The sequence below is a fragment of the Spongiibacter sp. C9W genome, assembly GCF_057370015.1.
On record NZ_CM170672.1, the window covers coordinates 1,886,918 to 1,908,993 of the forward strand.

At 56.7% G+C, this 22,076-nt stretch carries 22 protein-coding genes; 8 read left to right on the forward strand and 14 right to left on the reverse strand.

Annotation, left to right across the window (positions count from 1 at the left end; genetic code table 11):
• Positions 1-34 precede the first annotated feature (34 nt).
• Positions 35-634, forward strand: coding sequence for a 5-formyltetrahydrofolate cyclo-ligase (locus AC2Q8J_RS09025; RefSeq protein WP_486451100.1), 600 nt, complete (start codon positions 35-37; stop codon positions 632-634).
• Here the strand turns inward: AC2Q8J_RS09025 and ilvA are convergent.
• From ilvA to AC2Q8J_RS09045, 4 genes are all read right to left on the reverse strand, one after another.
• The gene (gene ilvA, locus AC2Q8J_RS09030; protein ID WP_286696349.1) at positions 631-2,166 is read right to left on the reverse strand and encodes a threonine ammonia-lyase, biosynthetic; all 1,536 of its coding nucleotides are present in this window, start codon (positions 2,164-2,166) and stop codon (positions 631-633) included. The genes AC2Q8J_RS09025 and ilvA overlap by 4 nt on opposite strands.
• A gap of 132 nt (positions 2,167-2,298) precedes the next feature.
• The gene (locus tag AC2Q8J_RS09035) at positions 2,299-3,090 is read right to left on the reverse strand and encodes an energy transducer TonB (RefSeq protein ID WP_204994672.1); all 792 of its coding nucleotides are present in this window, start codon (positions 3,088-3,090) and stop codon (positions 2,299-2,301) included.
• 22 nt (positions 3,091-3,112) lie between these two features.
• Positions 3,113-4,162, reverse strand: a complete 1,050-nt coding sequence (locus AC2Q8J_RS09040; protein ID WP_204994673.1) for a response regulator — start codon at positions 4,160-4,162, stop codon at positions 3,113-3,115.
• A 10-nt stretch (positions 4,163-4,172) separates the two neighbouring features.
• The gene (locus AC2Q8J_RS09045) at positions 4,173-5,966 is read right to left on the reverse strand and encodes a sensor histidine kinase (protein WP_424144024.1); all 1,794 of its coding nucleotides are present in this window, start codon (positions 5,964-5,966) and stop codon (positions 4,173-4,175) included.
• 260 nt (positions 5,967-6,226) lie between these two features.
• On the opposite strand from AC2Q8J_RS09045, the gene rpiA reads away from it, so the two are divergent.
• Together rpiA and AC2Q8J_RS09055 are read left to right on the forward strand one after the other, a co-directional pair.
• Entirely contained in the window at positions 6,227-6,904 is a 678-nt protein-coding gene (gene rpiA, locus AC2Q8J_RS09050; protein WP_424142959.1) for a ribose-5-phosphate isomerase RpiA, read from the forward strand.
• A gap of 8 nt (positions 6,905-6,912) precedes the next feature.
• The gene (locus AC2Q8J_RS09055; protein WP_204994676.1) at positions 6,913-7,353 is read left to right on the forward strand and encodes a low molecular weight protein-tyrosine-phosphatase; all 441 of its coding nucleotides are present in this window, start codon (positions 6,913-6,915) and stop codon (positions 7,351-7,353) included.
• Between the two features lie 9 nt (positions 7,354-7,362).
• On the opposite strand, the gene metF is transcribed toward AC2Q8J_RS09055, so the two are convergent.
• The 6 genes from metF to AC2Q8J_RS09085 form a co-directional block, all read right to left on the reverse strand.
• Positions 7,363-8,196 (reverse strand): methylenetetrahydrofolate reductase [NAD(P)H], encoded by an 834-nt coding sequence (metF, locus tag AC2Q8J_RS09060; protein ID WP_204994677.1) that lies wholly within the window; start codon positions 8,194-8,196, stop codon positions 7,363-7,365.
• A gap of 95 nt (positions 8,197-8,291) precedes the next feature.
• Positions 8,292-9,686: an adenosylhomocysteinase gene (gene ahcY, locus AC2Q8J_RS09065; RefSeq protein ID WP_286838696.1), complete on the reverse strand. Its 1,395-nt coding sequence runs from the start codon at positions 9,684-9,686 to the stop codon at positions 8,292-8,294.
• Between the two features lie 40 nt (positions 9,687-9,726).
• Positions 9,727-10,935, reverse strand: a complete 1,209-nt coding sequence (gene metK / locus AC2Q8J_RS09070) for a methionine adenosyltransferase (protein ID WP_204994679.1) — start codon at positions 10,933-10,935, stop codon at positions 9,727-9,729.
• Positions 10,936-10,975: 40 nt separating this feature from the next.
• On the reverse strand, positions 10,976-12,007 hold the full coding sequence (locus tag AC2Q8J_RS09075; RefSeq protein WP_486451101.1) for an ArsR/SmtB family transcription factor: 1,032 nt from the start codon (positions 12,005-12,007) through the stop codon (positions 10,976-10,978).
• 66 nt (positions 12,008-12,073) lie between these two features.
• Complete coding sequence (locus AC2Q8J_RS09080; RefSeq protein WP_486451102.1) at positions 12,074-13,165, reverse strand: fatty acid desaturase family protein; 1,092 nt, start codon at positions 13,163-13,165, stop codon at positions 12,074-12,076.
• A gap of 9 nt (positions 13,166-13,174) precedes the next feature.
• On the reverse strand, positions 13,175-14,266 hold the full coding sequence (locus AC2Q8J_RS09085) for a flavin reductase family protein (RefSeq protein WP_486451103.1): 1,092 nt from the start codon (positions 14,264-14,266) through the stop codon (positions 13,175-13,177).
• 185 nt (positions 14,267-14,451) lie between these two features.
• Between AC2Q8J_RS09085 and fabR the strand changes: the two genes are divergently transcribed.
• A complete protein-coding gene (fabR, locus tag AC2Q8J_RS09090; RefSeq protein ID WP_486451104.1) occupies positions 14,452-15,102 on the forward strand; it encodes an HTH-type transcriptional repressor FabR in 651 nt (216 codons plus the stop codon).
• Between the two features lie 63 nt (positions 15,103-15,165).
• Here the strand turns inward: fabR and AC2Q8J_RS09095 are convergent, their stop codons facing one another.
• Positions 15,166-16,530: a cytochrome P450 gene (locus AC2Q8J_RS09095; RefSeq protein ID WP_486451105.1), complete on the reverse strand. Its 1,365-nt coding sequence runs from the start codon at positions 16,528-16,530 to the stop codon at positions 15,166-15,168.
• A gap of 158 nt (positions 16,531-16,688) precedes the next feature.
• Between AC2Q8J_RS09095 and AC2Q8J_RS09100 the strand changes: the two genes are divergently transcribed.
• Positions 16,689-17,309: a TetR/AcrR family transcriptional regulator gene (locus AC2Q8J_RS09100; protein ID WP_486451106.1), complete on the forward strand. Its 621-nt coding sequence runs from the start codon at positions 16,689-16,691 to the stop codon at positions 17,307-17,309.
• Here AC2Q8J_RS09100 and AC2Q8J_RS09105 read toward each other — a convergent pair.
• Positions 17,306-18,184, reverse strand: coding sequence for a TIGR03619 family F420-dependent LLM class oxidoreductase (locus AC2Q8J_RS09105; RefSeq protein ID WP_486451107.1), 879 nt, complete (start codon positions 18,182-18,184; stop codon positions 17,306-17,308). The two genes, AC2Q8J_RS09100 and AC2Q8J_RS09105, sit on opposite strands and share 4 nt — an antisense overlap.
• A gap of 250 nt (positions 18,185-18,434) precedes the next feature.
• On the opposite strand from AC2Q8J_RS09105, the gene AC2Q8J_RS09110 reads away from it, so the two are divergent.
• Together AC2Q8J_RS09110 and AC2Q8J_RS09115 are read left to right on the forward strand one after the other, a co-directional pair.
• Positions 18,435-19,154: a TetR/AcrR family transcriptional regulator gene (locus AC2Q8J_RS09110; protein WP_424146421.1), complete on the forward strand. Its 720-nt coding sequence runs from the start codon at positions 18,435-18,437 to the stop codon at positions 19,152-19,154.
• Entirely contained in the window at positions 19,145-20,134 is a 990-nt protein-coding gene (locus AC2Q8J_RS09115) for a ribonuclease Z (RefSeq protein ID WP_486451108.1), read from the forward strand. The genes AC2Q8J_RS09110 and AC2Q8J_RS09115 overlap by 10 nt, the downstream gene beginning before the upstream one ends.
• On the opposite strand, the gene AC2Q8J_RS09120 is transcribed toward AC2Q8J_RS09115, so the two are convergent.
• On the reverse strand, positions 20,131-20,910 hold the full coding sequence (locus AC2Q8J_RS09120) for an SDR family NAD(P)-dependent oxidoreductase (RefSeq protein ID WP_486451109.1): 780 nt from the start codon (positions 20,908-20,910) through the stop codon (positions 20,131-20,133). The genes AC2Q8J_RS09115 and AC2Q8J_RS09120 overlap by 4 nt on opposite strands.
• Positions 20,911-21,043: 133 nt before the next feature.
• On the opposite strand from AC2Q8J_RS09120, the gene AC2Q8J_RS09125 reads away from it, so the two are divergent.
• Positions 21,044-21,436 carry a hypothetical protein gene (locus tag AC2Q8J_RS09125; RefSeq protein WP_286696342.1) on the forward strand — a complete coding sequence of 131 codons (393 nt, stop codon included), beginning with the start codon at positions 21,044-21,046 and terminating at the stop codon, positions 21,434-21,436.
• Here AC2Q8J_RS09125 and AC2Q8J_RS09130 read toward each other — a convergent pair.
• A complete protein-coding gene (locus AC2Q8J_RS09130; RefSeq protein ID WP_486451110.1) occupies positions 21,433-21,975 on the reverse strand; it encodes a DUF924 family protein in 543 nt (180 codons plus the stop codon). The genes AC2Q8J_RS09125 and AC2Q8J_RS09130 overlap by 4 nt on opposite strands.
• Between the last annotated feature and the right edge of the window lie 101 nt (positions 21,976-22,076).

Here is a 22,076-nt window from a genome sequence, read left to right on the forward strand (position 1 = left end):
CAGGCAGCGCCTTCAACCACAACCCGCCTTCACTATGGATGCATCGAGCAAAAACCAGCTCCGCCAACGTCTTCGGCAACAACGGCGCGACCTACCAGCCGCCACTCAACGGCGCGCTGCCAAGCGCCTGCTTCAACAGCTGAGGAAACTACCCGAATTCCGGCGCGCTCGGCATATTGCTCTGTACAGTGCCAGCGACGGCGAAATCTCCACCAACGAGGTGCTTCGCTACTGCCAGCAACGCGGCAAGGTGTGCTACTTACCGGTTATTCACCGAGACACCAAACAGGCGCAAATGCGTTTCCATCGCCACGCCCCGGGGCAAACCCTGCGCAGCAACACCTTTAACATCCCGGAGCCCAATGCCCTGCGCCGCCGACAGATAGACCCTGCCCGCCTCGATATGATGCTGCTACCACTGGTCGGTTTCGATCGCCGGGGCAATCGCTTGGGCATGGGCGGCGGCTACTACGACCGAGCGCTGGCCTTTAAGCAGCGCCGCAATGCGGCAAGCACGCCTCTGCTGATCGGCCTGGCCCACCACCTACAGGAAGTGGAGCGCTTACCGACACAGCACTGGGATATCCCCCTCGACTGGGTCGCCACCGACCGAGAAATTTTTGCCGCGCGTTAACTGAGAAACTGCTGGTACGCGAGGTTGTCGGTCTCTTCATGGAAGGGATACGCCAGTTTGTCGAGAAAAGCCTCCACCGCTTTCCGCTCAGACTTATCCGCTTGCAGGCCGACTAACACCCGGCCGTATGCGGCACCGTGATTGCGGTAGTGAAAGAGCGAAATATTCCAGCGATTACCCAAACGCGTCAGGAAATTCATCAAGGCGCCAGGGCGCTCAGGGAATTCAAACCGGTACAGCAATTCATTGGCGACCGCGCTGGGGCGATGACCACCGACCATATGGCGGATATGTAGCTTGGCCATCTCGTTGTCGGTCATGTCTTCGACCCGGTAGTCCAACTTGCGCAAGGATTCGACGACCTCCGTCCGCCCTTGCCCGCCGGCCGCAACGGCAACGCCAACAAAAATTTGCGCGTCGCGATCGTCGCCATAGCGGTAGTTGAACTCAGTGATATTGCGCTTACCCAGGGCAGCACAGAATTTTTTGAAGCTCCCGGGCTGCTCGGGAATGGTGACACTCAAGATCGCCTCGCGCTGTTCACCGATTTCTGTGCGCTCCGAGATATAGCGCAGGCGATCGAAATTGGTGTTCGCGCCACTGTCGATCGCCAACAGCGTCTGGCCTTCACAGCCGTGCTGTTCAACATATTTCTTGAGACCGGCGAGCGCCAGTGCCCCTGCGGGCTCGGCAATCGAGCGGGTATCGTCAAAGATATCCTTGATTGCTGCGCAAATTTCATCGGTATTTGCCGTGACAACCTCATCGACGGTTTTACGCAGTACCCGGAAGGTTTCCTTGCCGATTTGTGCCACAGCAACGCCGTCGGCGAAAATCCCGACCTCTTTCAAGCGCACTCGCCGCTGCTTTTCCAGAGCGACTTTAAGGCAGGCGGCATCTTCGGGCTCCACCGCAATAACGCGCACATCCGGGCGCACATATTTGATGTAGGCCGCCACCCCAGCAGCGAGACCGCCGCCACCTACCGGCACAAATACCGCGTCGAGCGGCCCGGTAACTTGCCGCAAGATTTCCATGCCAACGGTGCCCTGCCCCGCAATAACATCGGGGTCGTCATAGGGGTGGACATACACCATGCCTTTTTCCTGCACGAGCTTTTGGGCATAGGCCGAAGCCTCATCGTAGGTGTCCCCGTGTAACACCACCTTGCCACCGCGCGAACGCACCGCATCCACTTTGATCTGCGGTGTGGTTTTAGGCATCACAATTGTTGCCTTCACCCCCAGCTTTAGCGCTGACAGCGCCAAGCCCTGAGCGTGGTTTCCCGCCGACGCGGCCACCACGCCCTGGCGGCGCTCGGCCTCACTGAGGTTGACCATTTTGTTATAGGCGCCGCGCAACTTGAACGAAAACACCGGCTGTAAGTCCTCGCGCTTGAGCAGCACGGTGTTATTCAGCCTTTTCGACAGCAGACGTGCCTCGTCCACAGGCGACTCGATAGCAACATCGTAGACCCGGGCATCGAGAATTTTCTTGATGTAACTCTGTGGCATGTTGTCGGAGACTCCAATTGCGGCCTGCTGGCGGGATGATCGTATACCAAACGGCAAGTCTAACGCGTCGCTGCGCGCTCCACCATGCTGCGAGCAATTCAGAGGCACAAAAAAGCCCGCCGTAGCGGGCTTTAATTCACTCGGCTGCTCTTATCCGCCGAGGCGCCAACCAAACCGCACCTGCGCCGACGACGCCTGCGGCTCGCCGCCGAGAGTCTCCGGGGTAAAGCTACACTTCATAATCGCCTCTAGCGCTGCATTATCCAGTCGCTCTACGCCACTGCTCTGCTGCACCTCTCCACTGACGACCTGCCCCTGCGCATCGATGGCAAATGTCATCGTCACCGTGCCTTCCTGCTTCAAGCGGATCGACGCACGGGGATAGCGCGGCTTGCGGCAACTACTCCAATCCACGCTTGCCGGGATGCGCTCGGCATTTGCCTTGGGTTTAGGTTTTGCAGCCACTTTCGGAGCGACGGGTGCCGCGGGCTTAGCCTGAGCGGCCAAGGCCTTTTTACGGGCCAATTCAGCCTGCCGGGCGCGCTGCTCAGCCGCCTCCGCCGCTTCCTTGGCTGCCTCTGCCGCCGCTTGCGCCTGAGCGAGCGCCATCGCCTGCTCTTCCAGCACCGCACTCTGCTCTTGCTGTCGCAAGGCCTGTTCACGCTGGTTGAAGGTTTGCTCTAAACGCTGTTCCCATGCAAGCAGGACATCCTGCTCATCATCCGCCAGCTCAGCATCTGCCAGCGAGGCAAATACCTGCACCGTTTCAACGGTTGCCGACTCATCGGCTGCGCCATCCCCCAAGCTCATTAACCACGCCGCCAGTCCTGCCGCTGCGCACACTGCGAACAGCACCACAGCGATAAACATTTCCGCCGACTGCACCAAACTTTTCTTGGGAGCACTGCTGGCCGACACGTCACTATTCATCATTGTATTCATTATTATCGTTATCTCTGCAGCATCAGGCGGTCAGACCAAACAAGCGACCAATACGCTTGAATACCCCGCGGCGGTCACTGGGTGGCTCTGGCGCTTTTTCAGCAGCCAGACGCAGTGTCTGCTCTGGATTCTTTTGCAAAATATCGAAGCGCCGCACCGCCAAATTAACACTGCCGCGCAGCATCCCCTCGCTGATAGGTTTGCTCAGGAAGCGGTAGATTTGCCCGCGATTGATCAATTCAATTCCCAAGCCGGCATCAGCTCGCGAGGTTAGTACTATGGCCACCAGCGATGGGTGATGCTGGCGCAGAGCGGTCAGCAGGTGCGTCACGCTCTCGCCGCCGATAGATAGCTCGGTGATGATCACGCCGATATTTTCTGACTCCAGCGCCTCAAGTGCGCCGTCCAGATCAACCGCGGTAAATACCGGGCGATCTTTGTGCAACACGCGCTGCAGAACGTCGCGGGTGGTGCTGTCTTCGTCCAGCACCAGGATGCCCGTTTCATTGCGAAGCGCCTCCGGCCCTGCGGCGATATCAACTACCGTTTTCGCCGTGGGCGCAGACAGCTCCGGCGCCTCGGCGGTTTCGCCCGGCTCAGCGGCCTCAGCACTTGGCTGAGCCTCATCAGTGGTTTCTTCAACCTCGCTGTGATTCAGCTCAGCACTGACATCCTCAGCCACATCGACCTCAGAGGCCTTTACCGCCGCAGCGATGGTGTCGCGCAATTCGTTATTCGACCAAGGCTTGTTGATGAAACGGAAAATTTCGCCATCATTTATCGCGCCCAATATGGCGCTTAAATCCGAGTAGCCGGTCAGCAATACACGGATCGCTCTCGGCCGGAGCTCGCGCGCTGTGCGCAGAACCTCGACACCCGTCATTTCCGGCATACGCTGATCAGAGACGATAACATCGACATCTTCTTGCTCTAACAACGCCACCGCGTCCGCGCCACAATTGGCGGTAAACACTTGATAGCGACTGCGAAACAAAGCCTTTAGGGCGACGAGAATTCTCGGCTCGTCATCCACGAATAAAATCTTTGCCTTACTTTCAATGCCTTCAGTCATCACGTACTCCTCAAACCGCGCTGTCACTGAGAATAATGCTGTCTTCGGTCACAACGGCTTGTTCTGGAACGGCCTTGCCCGCTATCGGCAGGCTGACAACAAACTCGGTCCCGACACCCGGCTCCGACTCCACTGAGATGCGGCCGCCGTGATCTTCGATAATGCGAAACACAATGGACAAACCAAGGCCCGTACCTTCACCGACAGGCTTGGTAGTAAAGAAGGGCTCAAAGATATGCGCGGCGGTTTCGGCATCCATACCGCAGCCACTATCGCGTACGCGCACCACGGCATTGTCGCCGTCAACAGCGGTGCTGAGTGTCAGGGTTCCCTTGCCATCCATCGCCTGAGCGGCATTATTGATTAAGTTCAGAAATACTTGGTTCAACTGAGACGGTGCGCAACTAATATCGGGTAGCTCGCCAAAGTTGCGCTGAATGTCCAGGTCTTTGATTTGGTTTTGGCAAATCTTCAAGGAGGTTTCGATCCCCTCATTCAGGTCGAAGAGCTCGGTTTGCGAGCGATCTACCCGGCTGAAGTTTTTCAGGCTCATAACCAATTCAGCAATTTGTTCTAAGCCGTATTGGGCATCGCCCAATAGCATGTCGAACTCGCCGCGGCTTTCTTCGTCGATCACATCCTCCATGGAGGACACCAACTCCCGCACAATTGACACGTTGCTGTTGGCGTAGCCGAGAGGCGTATTAATTTCATGGGCGACACCCGCCACCATTTGCCCCAAGGAAGCCATTTTTTCAGATTGGATCAGTTGTGCCTGCTGCAGACGCAAGTCTTCCAAGGCGGTGCTCAAATCACGGGTGCGCTCGGCGACGATACCTTCCAGATTGATATTGGCATCCTGCAGCTCCATGTTCACTTGGTCCAGCTCTTGGAATGAGCCGCGCAAACGCCAGGCGATCAAACCAAAGGCCAGCAGCAGCGCCGCCGCGTAGACAGCCAGGGTTTGGCGGTTGCGATCTGCCGCTGCCTGCAACTGGGAAAAGTGGTTCTCATAGCGCGTCTTGAGCGTTGCCAGTGCGCCGGCAGCACCGGTTTCTGCGATCTCGTCCAGTTGCTGATTCAACTCATCTCGAGTGAAGCGCAGACCGTCCACCGTATCGAGCAGTTGCGAAAGCGCCGCCAGTGCGTCGGTATCCTCCAGAGCACTGGCCTGAACCGCGATACTTGCACTCAACTGGTCTAGCAGCTCTGCGTTTTCTGCTGTTGAGATAATGCTGTACTGCGTCGCTTCACGAATCAGTCGCTTGATGTCGCGCCCGAGAGCAGCTTCCGATTCTATCGCCGGTGCGCTGAGCACCGAAACACCGCCGCTGCGCATCGCCGCAAACAGCAGGCGCAAGCGACGCAGCGTTTCCTGGTAGGGCTCCAATGCATCCAACTTGGCTTTCGTGCTGCGCAGGAAGTCGTTTAACGCGCGGTCCACAAGCGGCGCCTGCCCCTTGAGGCCAGCCTGACCAAAACCGATCTGGCGCGACTGCTCATCGAAGCGCTCCGCGGCGGCCAGCATAGCCAGCGGCTCACTTTCTAATTGCAGCGGTGCACGCACGATGGCCCGATTGAGCTGTCGATCTGCGGTGTTTACGGCTTCTAACTGCTCCATGCGTACCACATGCAGCCCGGTTTCCAGCGGTGTTCTCAAGGTAACCCACAACAAATAGCCCAGCACGGTAAATGCCAGCAAAATAGCCAGCGGCGCAAACACGCGCTGAATACCTAGTTGGCTCACTGCTGATGTTGTCGACCCTCGAACCGCTCCTTCTTTTATTTTTCTTATTCGGCTCATGCCGTCTCCTAAAGCAACCCTTCCCCCGGGAATCCCGGAAATACCGGCTTAGCAGCCAGTACTACTCTAACGACCGATTTTGTTGTTTCTATAGTCTTGCTAGAGTCGCCATTTTTATGATGTGTAATAGGTTGGCGACCGTCGAGGATAAAAGCTCATCACCCAAATGTCTAGGCGCCCGGAAACCGCCTTGCGGCTCGCATTCGCCACAGCGCAGTTTTATACTTGCCGCTCTCAGTTCTCAGCGCAGCGAATCCACCATGAATCAGCAGCAATTGAAAGAAGCCGTGGCCGCAGCGGCCATTGAGCGCGTAAAACCCGCCATCCTCGACGGCGAAATCATCGGTATTGGTACCGGCTCAACCGCCAACTGCTTCATCGACCAGCTCGCCGCCCTAAAAGATGACATAAAAGCGACTGTAGCCAGCTCTGAAGCCTCGGCACAACGGCTGCGCAGCCACGGCATTGAAGTGGTTGAGTTAAATAGTTGCGGCCAAATTGCGGTCTACGTGGACGGCGCGGATGAGAGCAACCAGCGCCTTGAATTGATCAAAGGCGGCGGCGCCGCACTCACCCGAGAGAAAATCGTCGCGGCAGCGAGCAAGCAATTCATCTGCATCGCTGACGAAAGTAAATTGGTCGACCAACTGGGCGCCTTTCCCCTGCCGATTGAAGTTATTCCGATGGCGCGCAGCTATGTGGCCCGCGAGCTGCTCAAGATGGGTGGCAATCCGGTCTACCGCGAGGGCGTTGTCACCGACAACGGCAATGTGATCATCGATCTCTACGACTTTATGATCGCCACCCCACAAAAAACGGAAGAAACCATCAACGGTATCACTGGCGTTGTCACCAACGGCCTGTTTGCCCTGCGGCCCGCCGACGTACTGCTGCTTGGCACCGCCGACGGCGTTAAGACGCTACAGCGCGAGGACTAGGGGCAACGATGTTTAACAATATTCTGGTTATCTGTATCGGTAATATTTGCCGCAGCCCAAGCGCGGAATACATGCTGCGTCAGAAGCTCGCCGAGGTGAAACCCAACATCACCATTCACTCGGCCGGCCTTGGCGCGCTGGTGGACAAAGGCATCGACGACACCGCAGCGGCATTGCTCAGCGAACACGGCATCGACCCCAGCGGCCACCGTGCCCGCCAAGTCGACCGCGACATGCTGACCCAGGCCGACCTCATCCTCACCATGGAATCGCGACATGTTCGCGGCATCAATAAAATTGCCCCACAAGTTGGCGGCAAGACGTTTTTATTGGGTAAATGGTCGGAAAATCAAGAAGTGCCCGACCCTTATCGCAAGAGCCGGGAAGCCTTTGAGCACGTCTATAAACTGCTAGACCAATTCACAGACGATTGGTTGAAGTATTTGTAGCGTATCGCGCTAGGGGTGTGAGGCCTTAACGCTTTCCAACATGCGCTTAACGGGCTGCACTTGGTTCATTGTATAAAAGTGGATACCCGGTGCGCCGCCCTCCATCAGAATCTGGCACATTTCCGTCACATACTCTTCACCGAAGGCAGCAATGCTCTCCAGATCCTGGCCATAGCCATCGAGTTTGCGCGCCAGCCAACGGGGAATTTCAGCGCCGCAGTTGCGTGAAAAGCGCGCCAAATTCGCATAGTTGGTGATCGGCATAATGCCCGGGTAGATCGGCTTATCGATACCGGCCTTTTCGCAGGCATCCAAAAAGTAGAAATACGCGTCAGCATTAAAGAAGTACTGGGTAATGGCGCTGTTTGCGCCGGCATCCAGCTTTTCTTTTAAGTACGCCACATCCTGCTCGTAACTCGGCGCGTCGGGATGAACCTCCGGGTAGGCAGCAACTTCTAACTCGAAATGGTCGCCGGTGTGCTTGCGGATGAACTCGACGAGTTCGCGGGCATACACTAAGCGCGTTGCCCCCATTCCGGAGGGAATATCACCGCGCAATGCGACGATGCGACGCACACCCGCCTGGCGATACTGTTCAACCAACGCCAGAACCTCCTCTTCCTCGTCACCACCAAAAGACAAGTGAGGGGCGACATCAATGCCCGCCGCCTTGGCATCGAGCACGATGCCCCGGGTATTGTCTCGGGTAGACCCGCCCGCACCATAGGTGACGGAAAAGAAGTCTGGCGCCAGACTATTCAACTCATTGCGGGTGGCAACAAGCTTTTCGCGACCGGCTTCGGTCTTGGGTGGAAAAAATTCAAAACTGTAGCGATTGGCCATGCACACATCCGCTTATTATCTGTCACGCGTATTAACGCCCCGCGCCCAATAGGCGGCGCGGGGTAAACGGCAGCGGCGAAACCGCTACCTCGGGCTTAGTATTTGTAGCTGTCCGGCTTGAAGGGGCCGTCAACGCTCACACCGATGTAGTCGGCCTGATCCGCTTTGAGTTTGGTGATCACGCCACCAAAGCCCGCCACCATGTGCGCGGCAACCTCTTCGTCCAGCTTCTTGGGCAGCACTTCAACGGTGATAGCAGCTTCGCGCAGCTCTTTTTCCAGATCGGCAAAGCGGCGCTCGTACAGGTAAATTTGCGCCAGTACTTGGTTAGCAAACGAACCGTCCATAATGCGGCTGGGGTGACCAGTAGCATTACCCAAGTTAACCAGGCGACCCTCTGAAAGCAGAATCAAGTGATCGTTGCTAGCGCGGTCGCGATACACAACGTGTACCTGTGGCTTGATCTCATCCCACTGCCAATTTTCACGCATGTAGGCCGTGTCGATTTCATTGTCGAAGTGACCAATGTTGCACACTACGCAGCCGTTCTTCAGCGCCGCCAGCATATTCGCATCGCAAACGTTCACGTTACCGGTTGTCGTTACCAGCAGGTCGGTAGTGCCCAGCAGTTCGCTATTGATGCTGCTTGCCTCACCCGTGTTCACACCATTGATGTAAGGCGACACCACTTCAAAACCATCCATACAGGCCTGCATCGCGCAGATGGGATCGATTTCTGTCACCTTTACGATCATGCCTTCCTGACGCAGTGATTGCGCAGAACCTTTACCAACATCACCGTAGCCAATAACCAGCGCTTTTTTGCCCGACAGCAGATGGTCGGTAGCGCGCTTGATCGCATCATTTAAGCTGTGGCGACAACCGTATTTGTTGTCATTCTTCGACTTGGTCACCGAGTCATTGACGTTGATCGCGGGCACTTTCAGCTCGCCCTTCTTCAACATATCTTGCAGGCGGTGAACCCCTGTGGTGGTTTCTTCAGTGATACCGTGGATCTTGTCGAGCATCGCCGGGTACTTCTCGTGGAGAATACCGGTCAGGTCGCCGCCATCGTCGAGTACCATGTTGGCATCCCAGGGCTGACCGTCTTTCAAAATTGTCTGCTCAATGCACCACTCGTACTCTTCCTCGGTTTCACCCTTCCATGCGAAAACGGGAATGCCGGCCGCGGCGATCGCCGCTGCTGCGTGATCCTGAGTGGAGAAAATATTGCACGACGACCAACGCACTTCCGCGCCGAGAGCGGTCAGTGTTTCGATCAACACCCCGGTTTGAATGGTCATATGAATACAACCGAGAATTTTGGCACCCGCCAAGGGCTTGCTATCGCCATATTTTTCGCGCAGAGACATCAGCGCAGGCATTTCACCTTCTGCGATGCTCAGTTCTTTGCGACCCCATTCGGCCAGGCTGATATCGGCAACTTTATAGTCGCTGAAATTTTCTACTGCAGTTACTGTGGCAGTCATATTGCTATCCTCAAATTAATTTCGCGAGTGACTTTGCTTCTTACACCGCCGCTTTCAGCGCCTCGGCGCGATCGGTTTTTTCCCAGCTGAAGGCCGTGCTGGTTTCGCTGCGGGCTTCACCGTTTTCTGTCCATTGGTACGTATGCTCGTATGGCTCCCGACCAAAATGGCCGTAGGCCGCTGTGGGCTGATACATGGGGTGAGCCAAGTCCAGCATATTGGTAATGCCGTAGGGGCGCAGGTCGAATACCTGGCGCACTGCCGCCACCAATTTTTCGTCACTGACTTTGCCGGTGCCGAAGGTGTTCACCGAAATCGAGGTCGGCTCCGCGACACCAATCGCATAGCTCACTTGAATCTCGCAGCGGTCAGCCAGACCCGCGGCGACAATATTCTTCGCCACGTACCGGCCAGCATAGGCCGCACTGCGGTCCACTTTGGAAGGGTCCTTACCCGAGAAGGCACCACCGCCGTGACGCGCCATACCGCCGTAGGTATCAACAATGATTTTACGCCCCGTCAGCCCGCAGTCACCCACTGGGCCACCGATCACGAAATTGCCAGTGGGGTTGATGTGGAATTGCGTACCGGCGTGCAACAAATTGGCAGGCAACACATGCTTGATAATCTCTTCGCGCACGGCTTCCTGAAGATCAGCCTGGCTGATATCAGGGTTGTGCTGGGTCGACAACACAACGGCATCCACGGCCACCGGCACGCCGTTCTCGTAACGCAAGGTCACCTGACTTTTTGCATCGGGGCGCAACCACGGCAGCACACCGTTTTTGCGCAGGTAAGCCTGGCGCTCAACCAAACGGTGGGAATAAAACAGCGGTGCGGGCATCAAGTGCTCGGTTTCGTTTGTAGCGTAGCCGAACATCAACCCTTGGTCGCCCGCGCCCTGATCTTCAGGTTTGGCGCGATCCACCCCCTGATTAATATCGACTGACTGCTTGCCAATGGCATTTAATACAGCACAACTGGCACCATCAAAACCCACATCGGAGCTGTTGTAGCCAATGCCGGTAATAACGTCGCGAATAATATCTTCCAGATCCACGTAGCACGAGGTGGTGACTTCTCCGGCAACCACTGCCATACCCGTTTTAACCAGGGTCTCTACGGCAACCCGGGCATGCTTGTCACGCGCGATGATCGCGTCGAGCACCGCATCGGAGATTTGATCGGCAAGTTTGTCTGGGTGTCCTTCCGATACCGACTCGGAGGTGAACAGGCTGTATTCAGACATTGATAGTCTTCCTCATTGTAATGGCCCTGTGGCCAGCTCGTTATTTCTTGCCCGGCTTTATAAACTGCCGAACTTGCACGCGAAAACCGTTTAACTGGGCCAGGTAAACTGACGGCCCCTCTTCCAAGCCGCAGGCCAACGCCCACTCGCTTAATTCTTCCTGCGCGATGCCCAGCCACAGATCACCGCAGGCCTCTCTGGCCCAGTTTTGATCATGAGGGCAAAGCTCAGCCAGGCAAAACACCCCGCCCGGACTCAACATGCGCTGTACGTCGTTAAAAATATCTGACGGCGACGGCACGTGGTGAAGCACCATATTGGCCACCACACAATCGGCTTCACCCTCCGGCAAACGCCGGCTGCGGCTGTCGCCCAGCACAAACTCTATGCCGTCGAGCCCTTTGCCAGCAGCGGCGGTGCGCGCTTTGTCCAGCATTGGCTCACTGTTATCAAGCGCGACCACCCGTGCGTAACGGCCGGCCAGTTCAGCAAGAAAATCGCCCTCGCCCGGCCCAATCTCAACCGCCAGGCGCCCACCCTCGGGCTGACTGGCCCGCAACAGCTCGGCGCAACTTGGGCCGTATACGCTGTAGGCGACCATTTGCTCTTGCTGCTCGCCGAACTCACCGGCGTGTTCAGCGAAAAACGCTCGCGAGCGCTCCGCCCGCTCGGCGACCACTTTTTCTAGCTGCCGCTGCTGCCCCGCATCCAAGACCAGCTGCTCGGCAGCATTGAGCACCGCGGTGTGCAGCTCGGCCACACTGGCATGTTCAGCTTGCCAATTGCGGCGGTAAAACAAGCTATTACCTTCGCGACGACGAACAACCAAGCCCGCAGCGGCGAGTATTTTTAAATGGTGGCTCATGCCCGACTGGCGAACATCTAAAATCTGGCACAGCTCCTGAACGCTGTAGGCATCGCGACTCAACACACGCAGCACTTGCAGACGCAAGTTATCGGCTCCCGCCTTGCAGAGCTGGAGAACCATGGCGCCGATAGCCGGCGCGCTCGGTGTTGCAGGGAGAGACTCAGGGGAATCTGCCGCCGCCACATTGCAAGAGTGTGCATCCATGGCGAGGCAGTGTAGCAGTCTTAACGGCTATATCAAAATATTTTGATATAGATTTCCATTTAGTAATTATTGCACCAGCGGCCTCGGCATTGGCGCCGCAGAGGGGAGGGAGTGCCGCAGGATTCGCCACACCACTTGACCAAACTGTCGCGGCAACGAGCCGGTATTGTAGTGCTGACCAAATTTCTGACATATCGCCCGCAGCTCTACCGACATTTCCTCGTAACGGTGGGCCGGCACAGTGGGAAACATATGATGCTCGATCTGGTGACTAAGATTGCCTGACAAGATATGGAACAGCTTGCCACCGCTGAGGTTCGACGAACCTCGCAACTGACGCAAGTACCATTCCGCTCGGCTCTCGTTATCCAACACCGAGCGCTCAAACACCTCGGCATCGGCGGTAAAGTGGCCGCAGAAAATGATCATAAATGTCCAAAGGTTGCGGATCAGGTTGGCAACCAAATTACCGCTGAATACCGTTAGGAAAAACGGCCCGGCAAGCAGTGGGAAAAACACATAGTCTTTGAGTAGCTGACGCCGAGTCTTCTTCCAAAGCGGTCGCAGCTCCTCCTTTAATTGCGGCCAGGACTTTCGCCCCTTGGCGACCTTGCCCAGCTGCAGCTCCTGAATTGCCACGCCCCACTGAAACAACAGCGCCAGCAATACCGCGAACACCGACTGAAACAGGTAGGAAAAATGCCAACGCTGCTCGGGGAAGAGCCGCAGCAGGCCGTAGCCCACGTCATCATCAAGCCCCTTGATGTTGGTGTAGCTGTGATGCTTGTAGTTGTGGCTCTCGCGCCAGTTGTCTGACGTGCCGACGATATCCCACTCATACGTCGCGCCGCGCAGCGCAGGTTCGTTCATGAAGTCGTATTGGCCGTGCATCACATTGTGGCCAATTTCCATGTTCTCCAGAATTTTTGCCACACCCAGCAATACGGTGCCCAGTATCCATGCAGGCGGGAAAACGCCGATAAACAGCAGCCCTCGCCCCGCGACCTCCATGTATTGCTGCACGCGAATCAAGCGGCGGATATAGCGGGCATCGCGCTCACCCACATCGGCGATCGCGCGCTTTTGCAATGCGTCGACGGCCTCACCAAACGCAGTTAATTCCTCTGGGCTCAGCGCCCGACTTTTCCCTTGACTCACAACGCTCACCTATATGTCCAATTCGATGTTGCTGTTTGCGCGGCTGACGCACAGGCGCACAGACCCCGCCCCGCGAAGCTGCTCACCGTTTAACTGATTTTGACTTTCCCCACTGCGCTGACCACAACTGCAGCTGTTGCAAATACCCATGCGACAACCGTGAGGAGGCTGGTGCCCCGCCTCCTCTAGCGCGTCGAGTAATGACTGTTGAGAAGAAACCGTGATCGTTTGCCCACTGCGAGTTAACGAGACCTCAAAGAAACGCTCCTCTGCCACCGCCTCGCCGAACCGTTGCGGCGGACTAAATGCCTCGGCATAAAAACCACCCGCCACGTCAGAAAATAGCTCGCGAGCCGCTCCCACAAACGCGCTGCCACCACAGGCAAATACACTGGCATTTGGATACCGCTCACACAGCGGCGCCGCCAGCTCCGGGCTCAGGCGCCCAGCCGAATAAAGCGATGAGGAATCACCGGCGTTGCAAAACCGCCTCACGGAAAACTGTGAGTGCGCCTGGCAGAGCGCGCCCAGTTCCTCGGTAAAGCAGAAACGCTCGACCTGCTTCTCCCAATACCACAGCTCACCCCGAATCGCCTCACCGCGCCTTGCCTGCTCGGCAATCAGGTTATAGATCGCGGTAATACCACTACCTGCCGCAAGAAATACCTGCGCCGGCGCCCCTTCCAAGCCTTCCACGAGCTCACCATAGGGCTGGCTTAGCTCAAGCACATCGCCCACTCGCAAGTGATCGTGTATGTGATTGCTGACAAGCCCACCCGGCTCACGACGCACCGAGATGCTGACACACCCACCCGCAGCGGGGCGCGACAGACTGTAACTACGGGTGCAGAGGCGGCCGTCAATCTCGACAGACACATTCACGTGCTGACCGGGCTCTGCCGATTGAAAATTACGGTTTGGACGCAGCTCGATACTCAGCGTCTCTGCGCCTTCCATGCGCAGGCTCTGCACGCGGGCAAATACCCGCCGCCACGCCGTAATGCTGCCGAACTCGCGAGCCCAAAAATCAAATTGCGACTCGCTTATCAGCGCGCCTAGCATTCCTGCCACACGCGGCATGCGCTCAGGAAAACTATTCAAAGAAGAAACCACACTCGCCATTGTTTTCATCCGGTGGTGAATTTTCGACCAATATACACGTGTATTTATAAGTGTCAATACAAGTGTATATTCATATGTATATTTACTTGTATATACGAACGTCAAACAACGCACTAGAATGAGCACTTCAGGCCAGCAGGGCCAACCGCGAACACGGCAGAGACATGGGTATCAGAACACGACGGAAGAACAAGCAGGAAGCCGAGGTCAGCAGTCGCCGGACACAGGTTACCGCTCAAGATTTAATGGATGCCGCCGTGCGGCTGTTGGGCACTCACCGCAGTGTTTCCACGCTGAGCCTTAGGGAAATTGCGAGAGAAGCCGGGATCGCCCCCAACAGTTTTTACCGTCACTTTCGCGATGTTGATGAGTTGACGGTTGCGCTTATCGATCAGGCAGGGCGCGCCCTGCGCGGCATTATCCGCGAAGCGCGACAGCGACTTTCCATGGAGCGCAGTGCAATTCGCACATCGGTCGAGGCGTTTATGGACCAGCTCGACGCCGATGAAAAATACTTGCAGGTACTGCTGCGCGAGATGTCCACGGGCTCGGACGCCTTCCGCCAAGCCGTCGAACGGGAACTCACCTATTTTGAGGACGAATTGCGCGATGAGCTTGAGCGCATGGAGAAACTCACTGGCCACACCACCTTTGAACCTGCACTCACCGCAAAGGCCATCACCCGACTGGTTGTCGCCATGGGTGCCAGTGCCGCAAGCCAGTCGGTTGACCAGCGCGCCGAACTCATCGACCAAACGGTCATTATGATTCGCATGATCATGGTCGGCTCACAAGCGATGGCAAAGAAAGCCTAGGCCCCCTCGACAGCCCCCAAGCCAATAAAAAAAAGGAGCCTCTCGGCTCCTTTTTCATTCTTGCTACTTGCTGATTGGGGTCAGCACAATCGGCAAATCATCAACCGGCTTTGGCAGTGGCACGGTTTGCATCTTGTCGCTGAAGTTGTCCGCCAGGCGGAACTCGTAACGGCGCAAGAACTGGTGGAGGAAATTCTTCACCTGCATCAGCGCAAAGTGCATACCGATACACTTGTGGCCGCCGCCACCAAAGCCAACAAAGCTAAAGCTGTGACGCTTGTGCTCATTGCGCGGCTCCAGCCAGCGGTCGATATCGAACTTAAGCGGAGCGTCCCAGTACTCACCCATGCGGTGGGTATGCTGCGGTGCCATAAACAAAATGGTGTTGGCAGGAATTTTAAATCCGCCCAGCTCACACTCATTGATGGTGCGACGCTGCATCATCATCACCGAGGGGTGCAAGCGCAATGCCTCTTTGGTCGCCGCTTCAGCAAGTGGCATTTTCTCCAGGTCTTCATACTCCATGAAGTCCTTGTCGATTGCCTGGGCTTCTTCGCGCAGACGCTGCTGCAACTCGGGGTTTTGCCCCAGGTGGAACAGCAAGTGGCTGAGTGCACTGGTCGTTGTATCGTGGGCGGCAAAGAGCAGGAAGCTCATGTGCGCAACGATGTCCTCATCAGAGAAGTACTCCCCTTCTTCAGTCTTTTCCTTGGTGAAGAAGGTAAAGGTATCGATGCCGTCACCCGCACGACGCTCGCCAATCAGCTTGCCGAAGAACTCCTTGAGGAAGCGCTCCGCTTTTTTACCTTTCGCGTATTTGGTGCCGGGGATTTCTTTGGTGACGATACCCATTAAACCATCGGCAATATCCAAGAATGCGGTATTCAGCTCATCGGCACGCGAGTCGTCTTTGTCCAGGCCAACGAAAATCTCCGAGGCAACGTCCAGCAGCGTTTGCTTAATGGCTGGGAAGAACAGCATTTCCTTGTTCTTGCCCCACGCTTCAACCGCCTCGCCAATCATCGGCCCCATCGTACCGATATAGCCTTTCATCGCGTCATTTTTGAAGGCCGTTTGCATCATACGACGCTGGAAACGGTGCTCCTCGTGGTCGCGCAGCAACAGCGCACCCTTATAGAAGCGTCCAAGTGAGCCCATGTAACCCATCTCGGCAGAGAAATTTTTATCGCGATCCAGGTAAACCTCTTTATAGAGGTCGGGGCCAACCAACAGTACGCCTTTAAAGCCCGCCAGACCGAAGCGAGAAACTGGTCCGAACTCCTTGTATTGTTTATCGATCGTGCCGTAGAGGTCTTTCACCAATGGAAAGGTGTGACCAATAATCGGCCACCCAAACGAGCCGGGAATGTGATCCAACTTGTCGTTATTGGGAGCGAGTTTGTAATCCGTATTGACTGCTGTGGCCATGCGTCTGCCCTCCGAAGGGGGTCCGTGTAGTGAATTATTTTGGAAGTCATCATAGAAGCCAGCTCGATACATATCAAGCGTTCGATATGAAATATTCGTCATCTTCAGGTATAGTTCCGCTCAGCGACAATTGAGCACACCCAGAGGTACGCCCCACAGTGAGGAAAGTAGACCACGACAGCCGCCGCGAGGAAGTCGCCGAAGCGGCCGCGAGACTCATTGCCAGCAAGGGGCTCGAGGCACTCACCACCCGCGCACTGGCAAAGTCACTGGGGTGCTCCATCGGCGTGCTCTCGCACTACTTCAGCAGTAAAGAAGAAATTGTGATTGCGGCGTTTCGCTGGGCAGACCAGCGCATTGACCTGCGTATGCAAGAGGCCAGTATCCAGCAGGACAACCTGAGCCTGGATCAGTTCTTCCCCATCATCAAAGCAGGCCTCCCCCTAGACGAGGAGTCCGACCTCGAGTGGCGAGTGCGCTTAAATTTGCACACCTTCGCCCTCACCCACAACGATAGCCTGCAGGCCGAGCTGGAAAAGAACACACAGAACCGCGAATTAATGCAAGGGATGATCACCTCGCTGCAGGCGCAGGGTGAATTGCGCGACGATGTTAGCGCAGAGGATATTACCAATATCGCTTTCGACCTGGTTATCGGCATGGCCAAGAACCTGGTAATGAGGCCCTTCAGCGAGCGCGAGGAACGGTCTGCGTATCTGTTTAGAATGATTGAGCAGCTGCGCCCGGAGAAGCATCTTCCGGACGCAGCCAGCGCTTAAGCGCGGCTTTTCTCGATAACCTCGGCCGCGTACCACTGCAGCATTGCCACTTTCTCCTGGACCGTCTTGTCGTCGGGCTCAGAGGCATAGACATCGCGGAAGGCAACCAACACCTCGTCAACGCCAATATCCTCCAAGCGTTTAATGCCATCCGCGCTGTAGGCCTCAGCGGTCATGGCTTGAAATTCGAAGGGCAAGTGATCGCGCCCATACTCAACACGGAATTCATTGATTTGATCGATCATTGCCTTGATCGAGTCTAAATCGCCCCCGGCCGCAATCCAGCCATCACCCAGGCGAGCGGCGCGGCGCAGTGCAGGCTTAGAGTGACCACCGACAAGAATCGGGGGGCGCTCGCTCGGCACGGGGCACAGCTTAATTTCCGGCAGATCGAAGATTTCCCCCTGATAACCGAAGTACTCGCCGCTCATCAGACCATTGATGATCTCAATCATTTCGTCCATGCGCTTACCGCGGCGTTCCCAGGGGACATTGGTGACTTCGAAGTCTTCGGCCCAGGGGCTAATCCCCACACCGTAACCAAAGCGGTTGCCGCTGAGAATAGCCAGTGTCGACAACGACTTAGCGATCAGCGCTGGCTCGTGAACAGCCAATTTGTGCACTGAGGTTGTGAAGCGAATATTTTCGGTTTTCGCTGCCAGGTGAGCCGCTAGCAGAAAGGGCTCCATAAAGGGAACACCATCGAGGAACTCTCGGCTACCGTCGCTGTTATAAGGGTACTTGGAGCTCGCTTCTTTGGGATAGCAAATACTGTCAGGCATTGTGATGGTGTCAAAACCCAGTTTCTCCGCTTCAATACTCAGCGGCACATACTGTTCAACCGGACACATGCTGTGGTGGTAGGCAAACTTCATGGTGGCATCCTTCTTTGCTTATTGTTCCCCGCCGATGCGGTATCAACCTTCACTATAGTGTGGCGAGTTCGCCGCCTATAACCTCCGAATGGACGAGTTTACGTAATGGTATGGCGACTGGAGGCAGACAGGCTGAGGATAGTTGCTGGCGGTATAAGCTCGCAAACCGCCGCCGCCAAGCCATCGCTCACGAAACAGGCGCTGTTTTTTGCTAAGCTAAGGCGCTATACCACCGCCGCGTGCAAGGAATATGACACTGACCGCCGTTAAAGACACCCGAAGCCACCGCACACGTGACAGCCTTATTCGCGCGGCCGAAAGGCTCTTTGCCGAACAGGGTGTCGATGGCGTCTCGATCAATACCATTACCCGCGCCGCCGGCCAAGCCAACCGCAATGCGGTGCAATACCATTTCGGCAATAAAAATGGCCTGCTACAGGCGATTTTCGACAAGCACGGCCCCGCCCTTGCCGAGCGCCGCGCCGAATTGGCAGACCAAATGTTGGCTGACGGCATTGCCACGCCACAACTGGTTGCCACCGCCATTGTTCAACCGCTGATCGAGAAGCTGGACGACAGCGACGGCGGCGAAGCCTATATCCACATCAGTGCCGAACTGATTGCCACCAATACCCTGGGCTACGACCTGGCGGATAAGCACTCCCTACAATTGGCGCGGGAAACCAAAATCGCAAAGCTGGCAGCGCAGGAACTTACCGAGCTTCCCCCCGAAATTGCCCAGCAGCGCATTTTATTGATGAACGTACTCGGCTTTCACGGCGTGTCCGACCATGCGCGGGTGCGCAAAAACACGGGGTTCGATCCACTCATCCGCGATACTGACTTCATGGCCAGCAACCTTATTGACAGTATGGCGGCCATCCTGGAAGCGCCGCCGTCGCAGCACAGCCTGGACATTTTGGCCAAGCGGCGACAAACCACCCAACACGGCGACCCGTCATGCGCCTAACCTTTCTTGGCACCAGCGCCGGCACTCCCACTCGGCACCGCAATGTCACCGGCCTGGCACTGGCGATTGACGACGCCCGGGACTGGTATCTGTTCGACTGCGGAGAGGGCACACAACACCAGCTGCTGCACAGCCGCTACAGCACCGCAAAACTCCGCGCCATCTTCATCACCCACGTGCATGGCGACCACTGTTACGGGCTGCCAGGCCTGATCGCCAGCGCGAACATGAGCGGCCGCAAAGCCCCCCTAACTATTTGCGCGCCCGACGGTATCGAACAATTTATACGCGCCACCTTCCTGCACACCGACATACGGGAACTGCGCTTTCCCTTGGAATTTGTGCGTAGCGATGCGCCGGACTTCCATTTTGACGATGGCCATCTGCGGGTCAGCGCTCACGCGCTGTCTCACCGCGTCCCCTGCTTTGCCTACCGCGCCGAGGAAGTCCCACCCCGCCACCTGATTGAAGAAACGTTAGACGCCAAGGGAATTCCCAGAGGGCCGCTGTGGAACCGACTGCAAAAAGGGGAAAACATCGTCTTGGATGACAGCCGCGCCGTGCTCGCCGACGATGTTAGCCAGGCGGCCTGGTCACCGCGCAGCGTTATTGTCGGCGGTGATAACGACCAACCCGCCCTGCTACACGACGCCATGTGCAACAGCGACGCCATGATCCACGAGGCAACGTTTACCGAGGACGTTCTGGCCCGGGTGGGACCGCAATACATGCACAGCACGGCGGCCATGGTGGCCAAAGCCGCCGAGCGCAGCGAACTGCCGCACCTACTGCTAACGCATTTCAGTCAGCGCTATCGCCTCAAGGGTGGGGAAAGTGTTGAACACAGCATCGACGACCTGCGCAAAGAAGCGCGCCAGCACTACAGCGGCACATTGATCATGGCCGAAGACCTGGAGTGCTATCAGCTAGAAAAAAACCGCGACATAACGCCGCTTTCAACCGACCCTAAAAAGCCCTAGGGCATCGCCTCTAGCGCAGCACGCTGGCGCTCCTGCTCTTCGCGAACCCACTGTTTGTTGTGCTCACCGGGCACAAGCAAGGTCGGTGGCGGCGTTTGCGAGAAGGCAGCCAAACTTGCCGCGACAACATCCTCCGCGCTCGACCAATACGCCTCGGGAATCGAACGCTTATCAAAGCCCGCCAGCGCCTCACGCCCGTGAAAGTCGCTGTGGGTGTAACCGGGGCACAGGCACTGCACGGCAATACCGTGACGGTGATTTTCCTTAGCAAGAGACTGACTAAACGCCACCAAAAACGCTTTTGAAGCGCCGTATACCGCAGCGCCTTTCATCGGGATCAAGCCCGCCATGGAAGCAACATTAATCACCCGCCCGCGACCGAGTTCCTGCATATAGGGCAGCGCGCCACGGCACAGCGACACACTCGCCTGACAATGCAGGGACAGCATCTCCAGCTCAGCGTCGAGGTCACTGTCCACCAGCGCATTGTCGGTGGTGAATCCGGCATTGTTAATCAGAATGGTCACCGGGCCTTTTTGCCGGATAGCCTCCATCACTTCGGCCACGCCCAGCGGCTTGCATAGATCGACGGCAATACAGTGAACCTCACAGTCCACACCGGCCAGGCTCTCGGCAACACGCGACAGTTTTTCTGCGTCGCGCGCCACAAGAATCATTGATGAGCACTGCGGAGCGAGCGCCTGCGCGAAGGCTCGGCCAATTCCGGCAGAGGCGCCGGTAATTAATGCAATATCGGAATTATTCGCGCTGGCCATAGTCCATCTCTTAACATTGTTCAGGGCGTGAATTCTGCACTGAAGGCGCGCCAAGGGGAAGTCGAATCCCGGGAACGCGAGTTACCAAGTGTTCATGTCAGCACGACAGCAACACACCCCAACAGGAGGCAATATGCGCAACTATCTTACCTGCTACGCCGCCGGCAGCCTCGGCGGCTTGGCCAACAGCCTGGCGCTTTGGCTTTGCGGTCTGTACGGACTAACCGCCGCCGCGGGGGTCAATATTTCGCCACCACTAACGCCGGAATGGCTCTATCCGCGCCTGGTCTGGGGAGGCCTGTGGGGCCTGCTATTCGCCCTGCCGCTCTTCAGCGGAGCGTGGTTGCGTCGCGCCTTGCTGATCAGCCTCGCCCCCAGCGCCGTCCAGCTTTTCATTATTTTTCCGTATCACTCTCCGTACGGCCAAGCGGGGCTTGCCCTCGGCACGCTAACGCCCGTTTTTGTGCTGGCATTCAACGCGGTATGGGCAATTACCTGCGCGCTTAGCTTGCGCCTGACTCGTTAAAATGAAGAGCCGGGCTGCTGCAAGAATTCCAGCTCTTCGGCGCTGGACGCTCGCCCAAGCACGGCATTGCGGTGAGGGTAGCGGCCGAAGCGCTCGATAATATCGGCGTGCTGGCGAGCAAAACGAAGATTATTCTCCACGCCCAGCGCCTCGTAGAGGGCAAGAGACTGCCGCTGAATCAGTTTCGATTCACTGTGCATATACGGCATGTATAAGAACGCCCGCTGTTGCTCATCGAGAGTGCGATCTGCACCGCCGGCAATGGCCTCTTGCGCCAATACCAGCGCTAGCGGGTCACATTGAAACGACTGCGGGCGGTCGCGATAAATATTGCGGGAAAACTGATCCAGTACAATGACCTCGGCCAAACGCCCCAGCGGCTGTTCACGCCATTCATATAACTCGGCGGCCGCCGCCGCACGGTGACACTCACCAAATCGCCTATTGATCAGCGAATCCAGCTCTGCCGACTTGGCGAACCACTGACCGGGTGTCAATTCATCAAACCAAAATTCTATTACCGCTTGCCACGTTGCCACCGAATGCCCTCCGTTACATAACATGCCGCCATCCCCTGCTGCCAACCCGCAGATAGCCACTATAAAGTGCATAGGCACAGTGTTGCGCCTGTTGCGACTCA

Bases quoted from the DNA above. Each gene is read 5' to 3' on its own strand.
- AC2Q8J_RS09105 (WP_486451107.1), bottom strand. From the start codon at position 18,184: ATGAAGTTTGCCTACCACCACAGCATGTGTCCGGTTGAACAGTATGTG.
- AC2Q8J_RS09055 (WP_204994676.1), top strand. From the start codon at position 6,913: ATGTTTAACAATATTCTGGTTATCTGTATCGGTAATATTTGCCGCAGC.
- AC2Q8J_RS09075 (WP_486451101.1), bottom strand. From the start codon at position 12,007: ATGGATGCACACTCTTGCAATGTGGCGGCGGCAGATTCCCCTGAGTCT.
- AC2Q8J_RS09025 (WP_486451100.1), top strand. From the start codon at position 35: ATGGATGCATCGAGCAAAAACCAGCTCCGCCAACGTCTTCGGCAACAA.
- AC2Q8J_RS09115 (WP_486451108.1), top strand. From the start codon at position 19,145: ATGCGCCTAACCTTTCTTGGCACCAGCGCCGGCACTCCCACTCGGCAC.
- AC2Q8J_RS09110 (WP_424146421.1), top strand. From the start codon at position 18,435: ATGACACTGACCGCCGTTAAAGACACCCGAAGCCACCGCACACGTGAC.
- AC2Q8J_RS09120 (WP_486451109.1), bottom strand. From the start codon at position 20,910: ATGGCCAGCGCGAATAATTCCGATATTGCATTAATTACCGGCGCCTCT.
- AC2Q8J_RS09125 (WP_286696342.1), top strand. From the start codon at position 21,044: ATGCGCAACTATCTTACCTGCTACGCCGCCGGCAGCCTCGGCGGCTTG.
- metF (WP_204994677.1), bottom strand. From the start codon at position 8,196: ATGGCCAATCGCTACAGTTTTGAATTTTTTCCACCCAAGACCGAAGCC.
- AC2Q8J_RS09045 (WP_424144024.1), bottom strand. From the start codon at position 5,966: ATGAGCCGAATAAGAAAAATAAAAGAAGGAGCGGTTCGAGGGTCGACA.
- metK (WP_204994679.1), bottom strand. From the start codon at position 10,935: ATGTCTGAATACAGCCTGTTCACCTCCGAGTCGGTATCGGAAGGACAC.
- ahcY (WP_286838696.1), bottom strand. From the start codon at position 9,686: ATGACTGCCACAGTAACTGCAGTAGAAAATTTCAGCGACTATAAAGTT.
- AC2Q8J_RS09040 (WP_204994673.1), bottom strand. From the start codon at position 4,162: ATGACTGAAGGCATTGAAAGTAAGGCAAAGATTTTATTCGTGGATGAC.
- rpiA (WP_424142959.1), top strand. From the start codon at position 6,227: ATGAATCAGCAGCAATTGAAAGAAGCCGTGGCCGCAGCGGCCATTGAG.
- fabR (WP_486451104.1), top strand. From the start codon at position 14,452: ATGGGTATCAGAACACGACGGAAGAACAAGCAGGAAGCCGAGGTCAGC.
- AC2Q8J_RS09035 (WP_204994672.1), bottom strand. From the start codon at position 3,090: ATGAATACAATGATGAATAGTGACGTGTCGGCCAGCAGTGCTCCCAAG.
- AC2Q8J_RS09095 (WP_486451105.1), bottom strand. From the start codon at position 16,530: ATGGCCACAGCAGTCAATACGGATTACAAACTCGCTCCCAATAACGAC.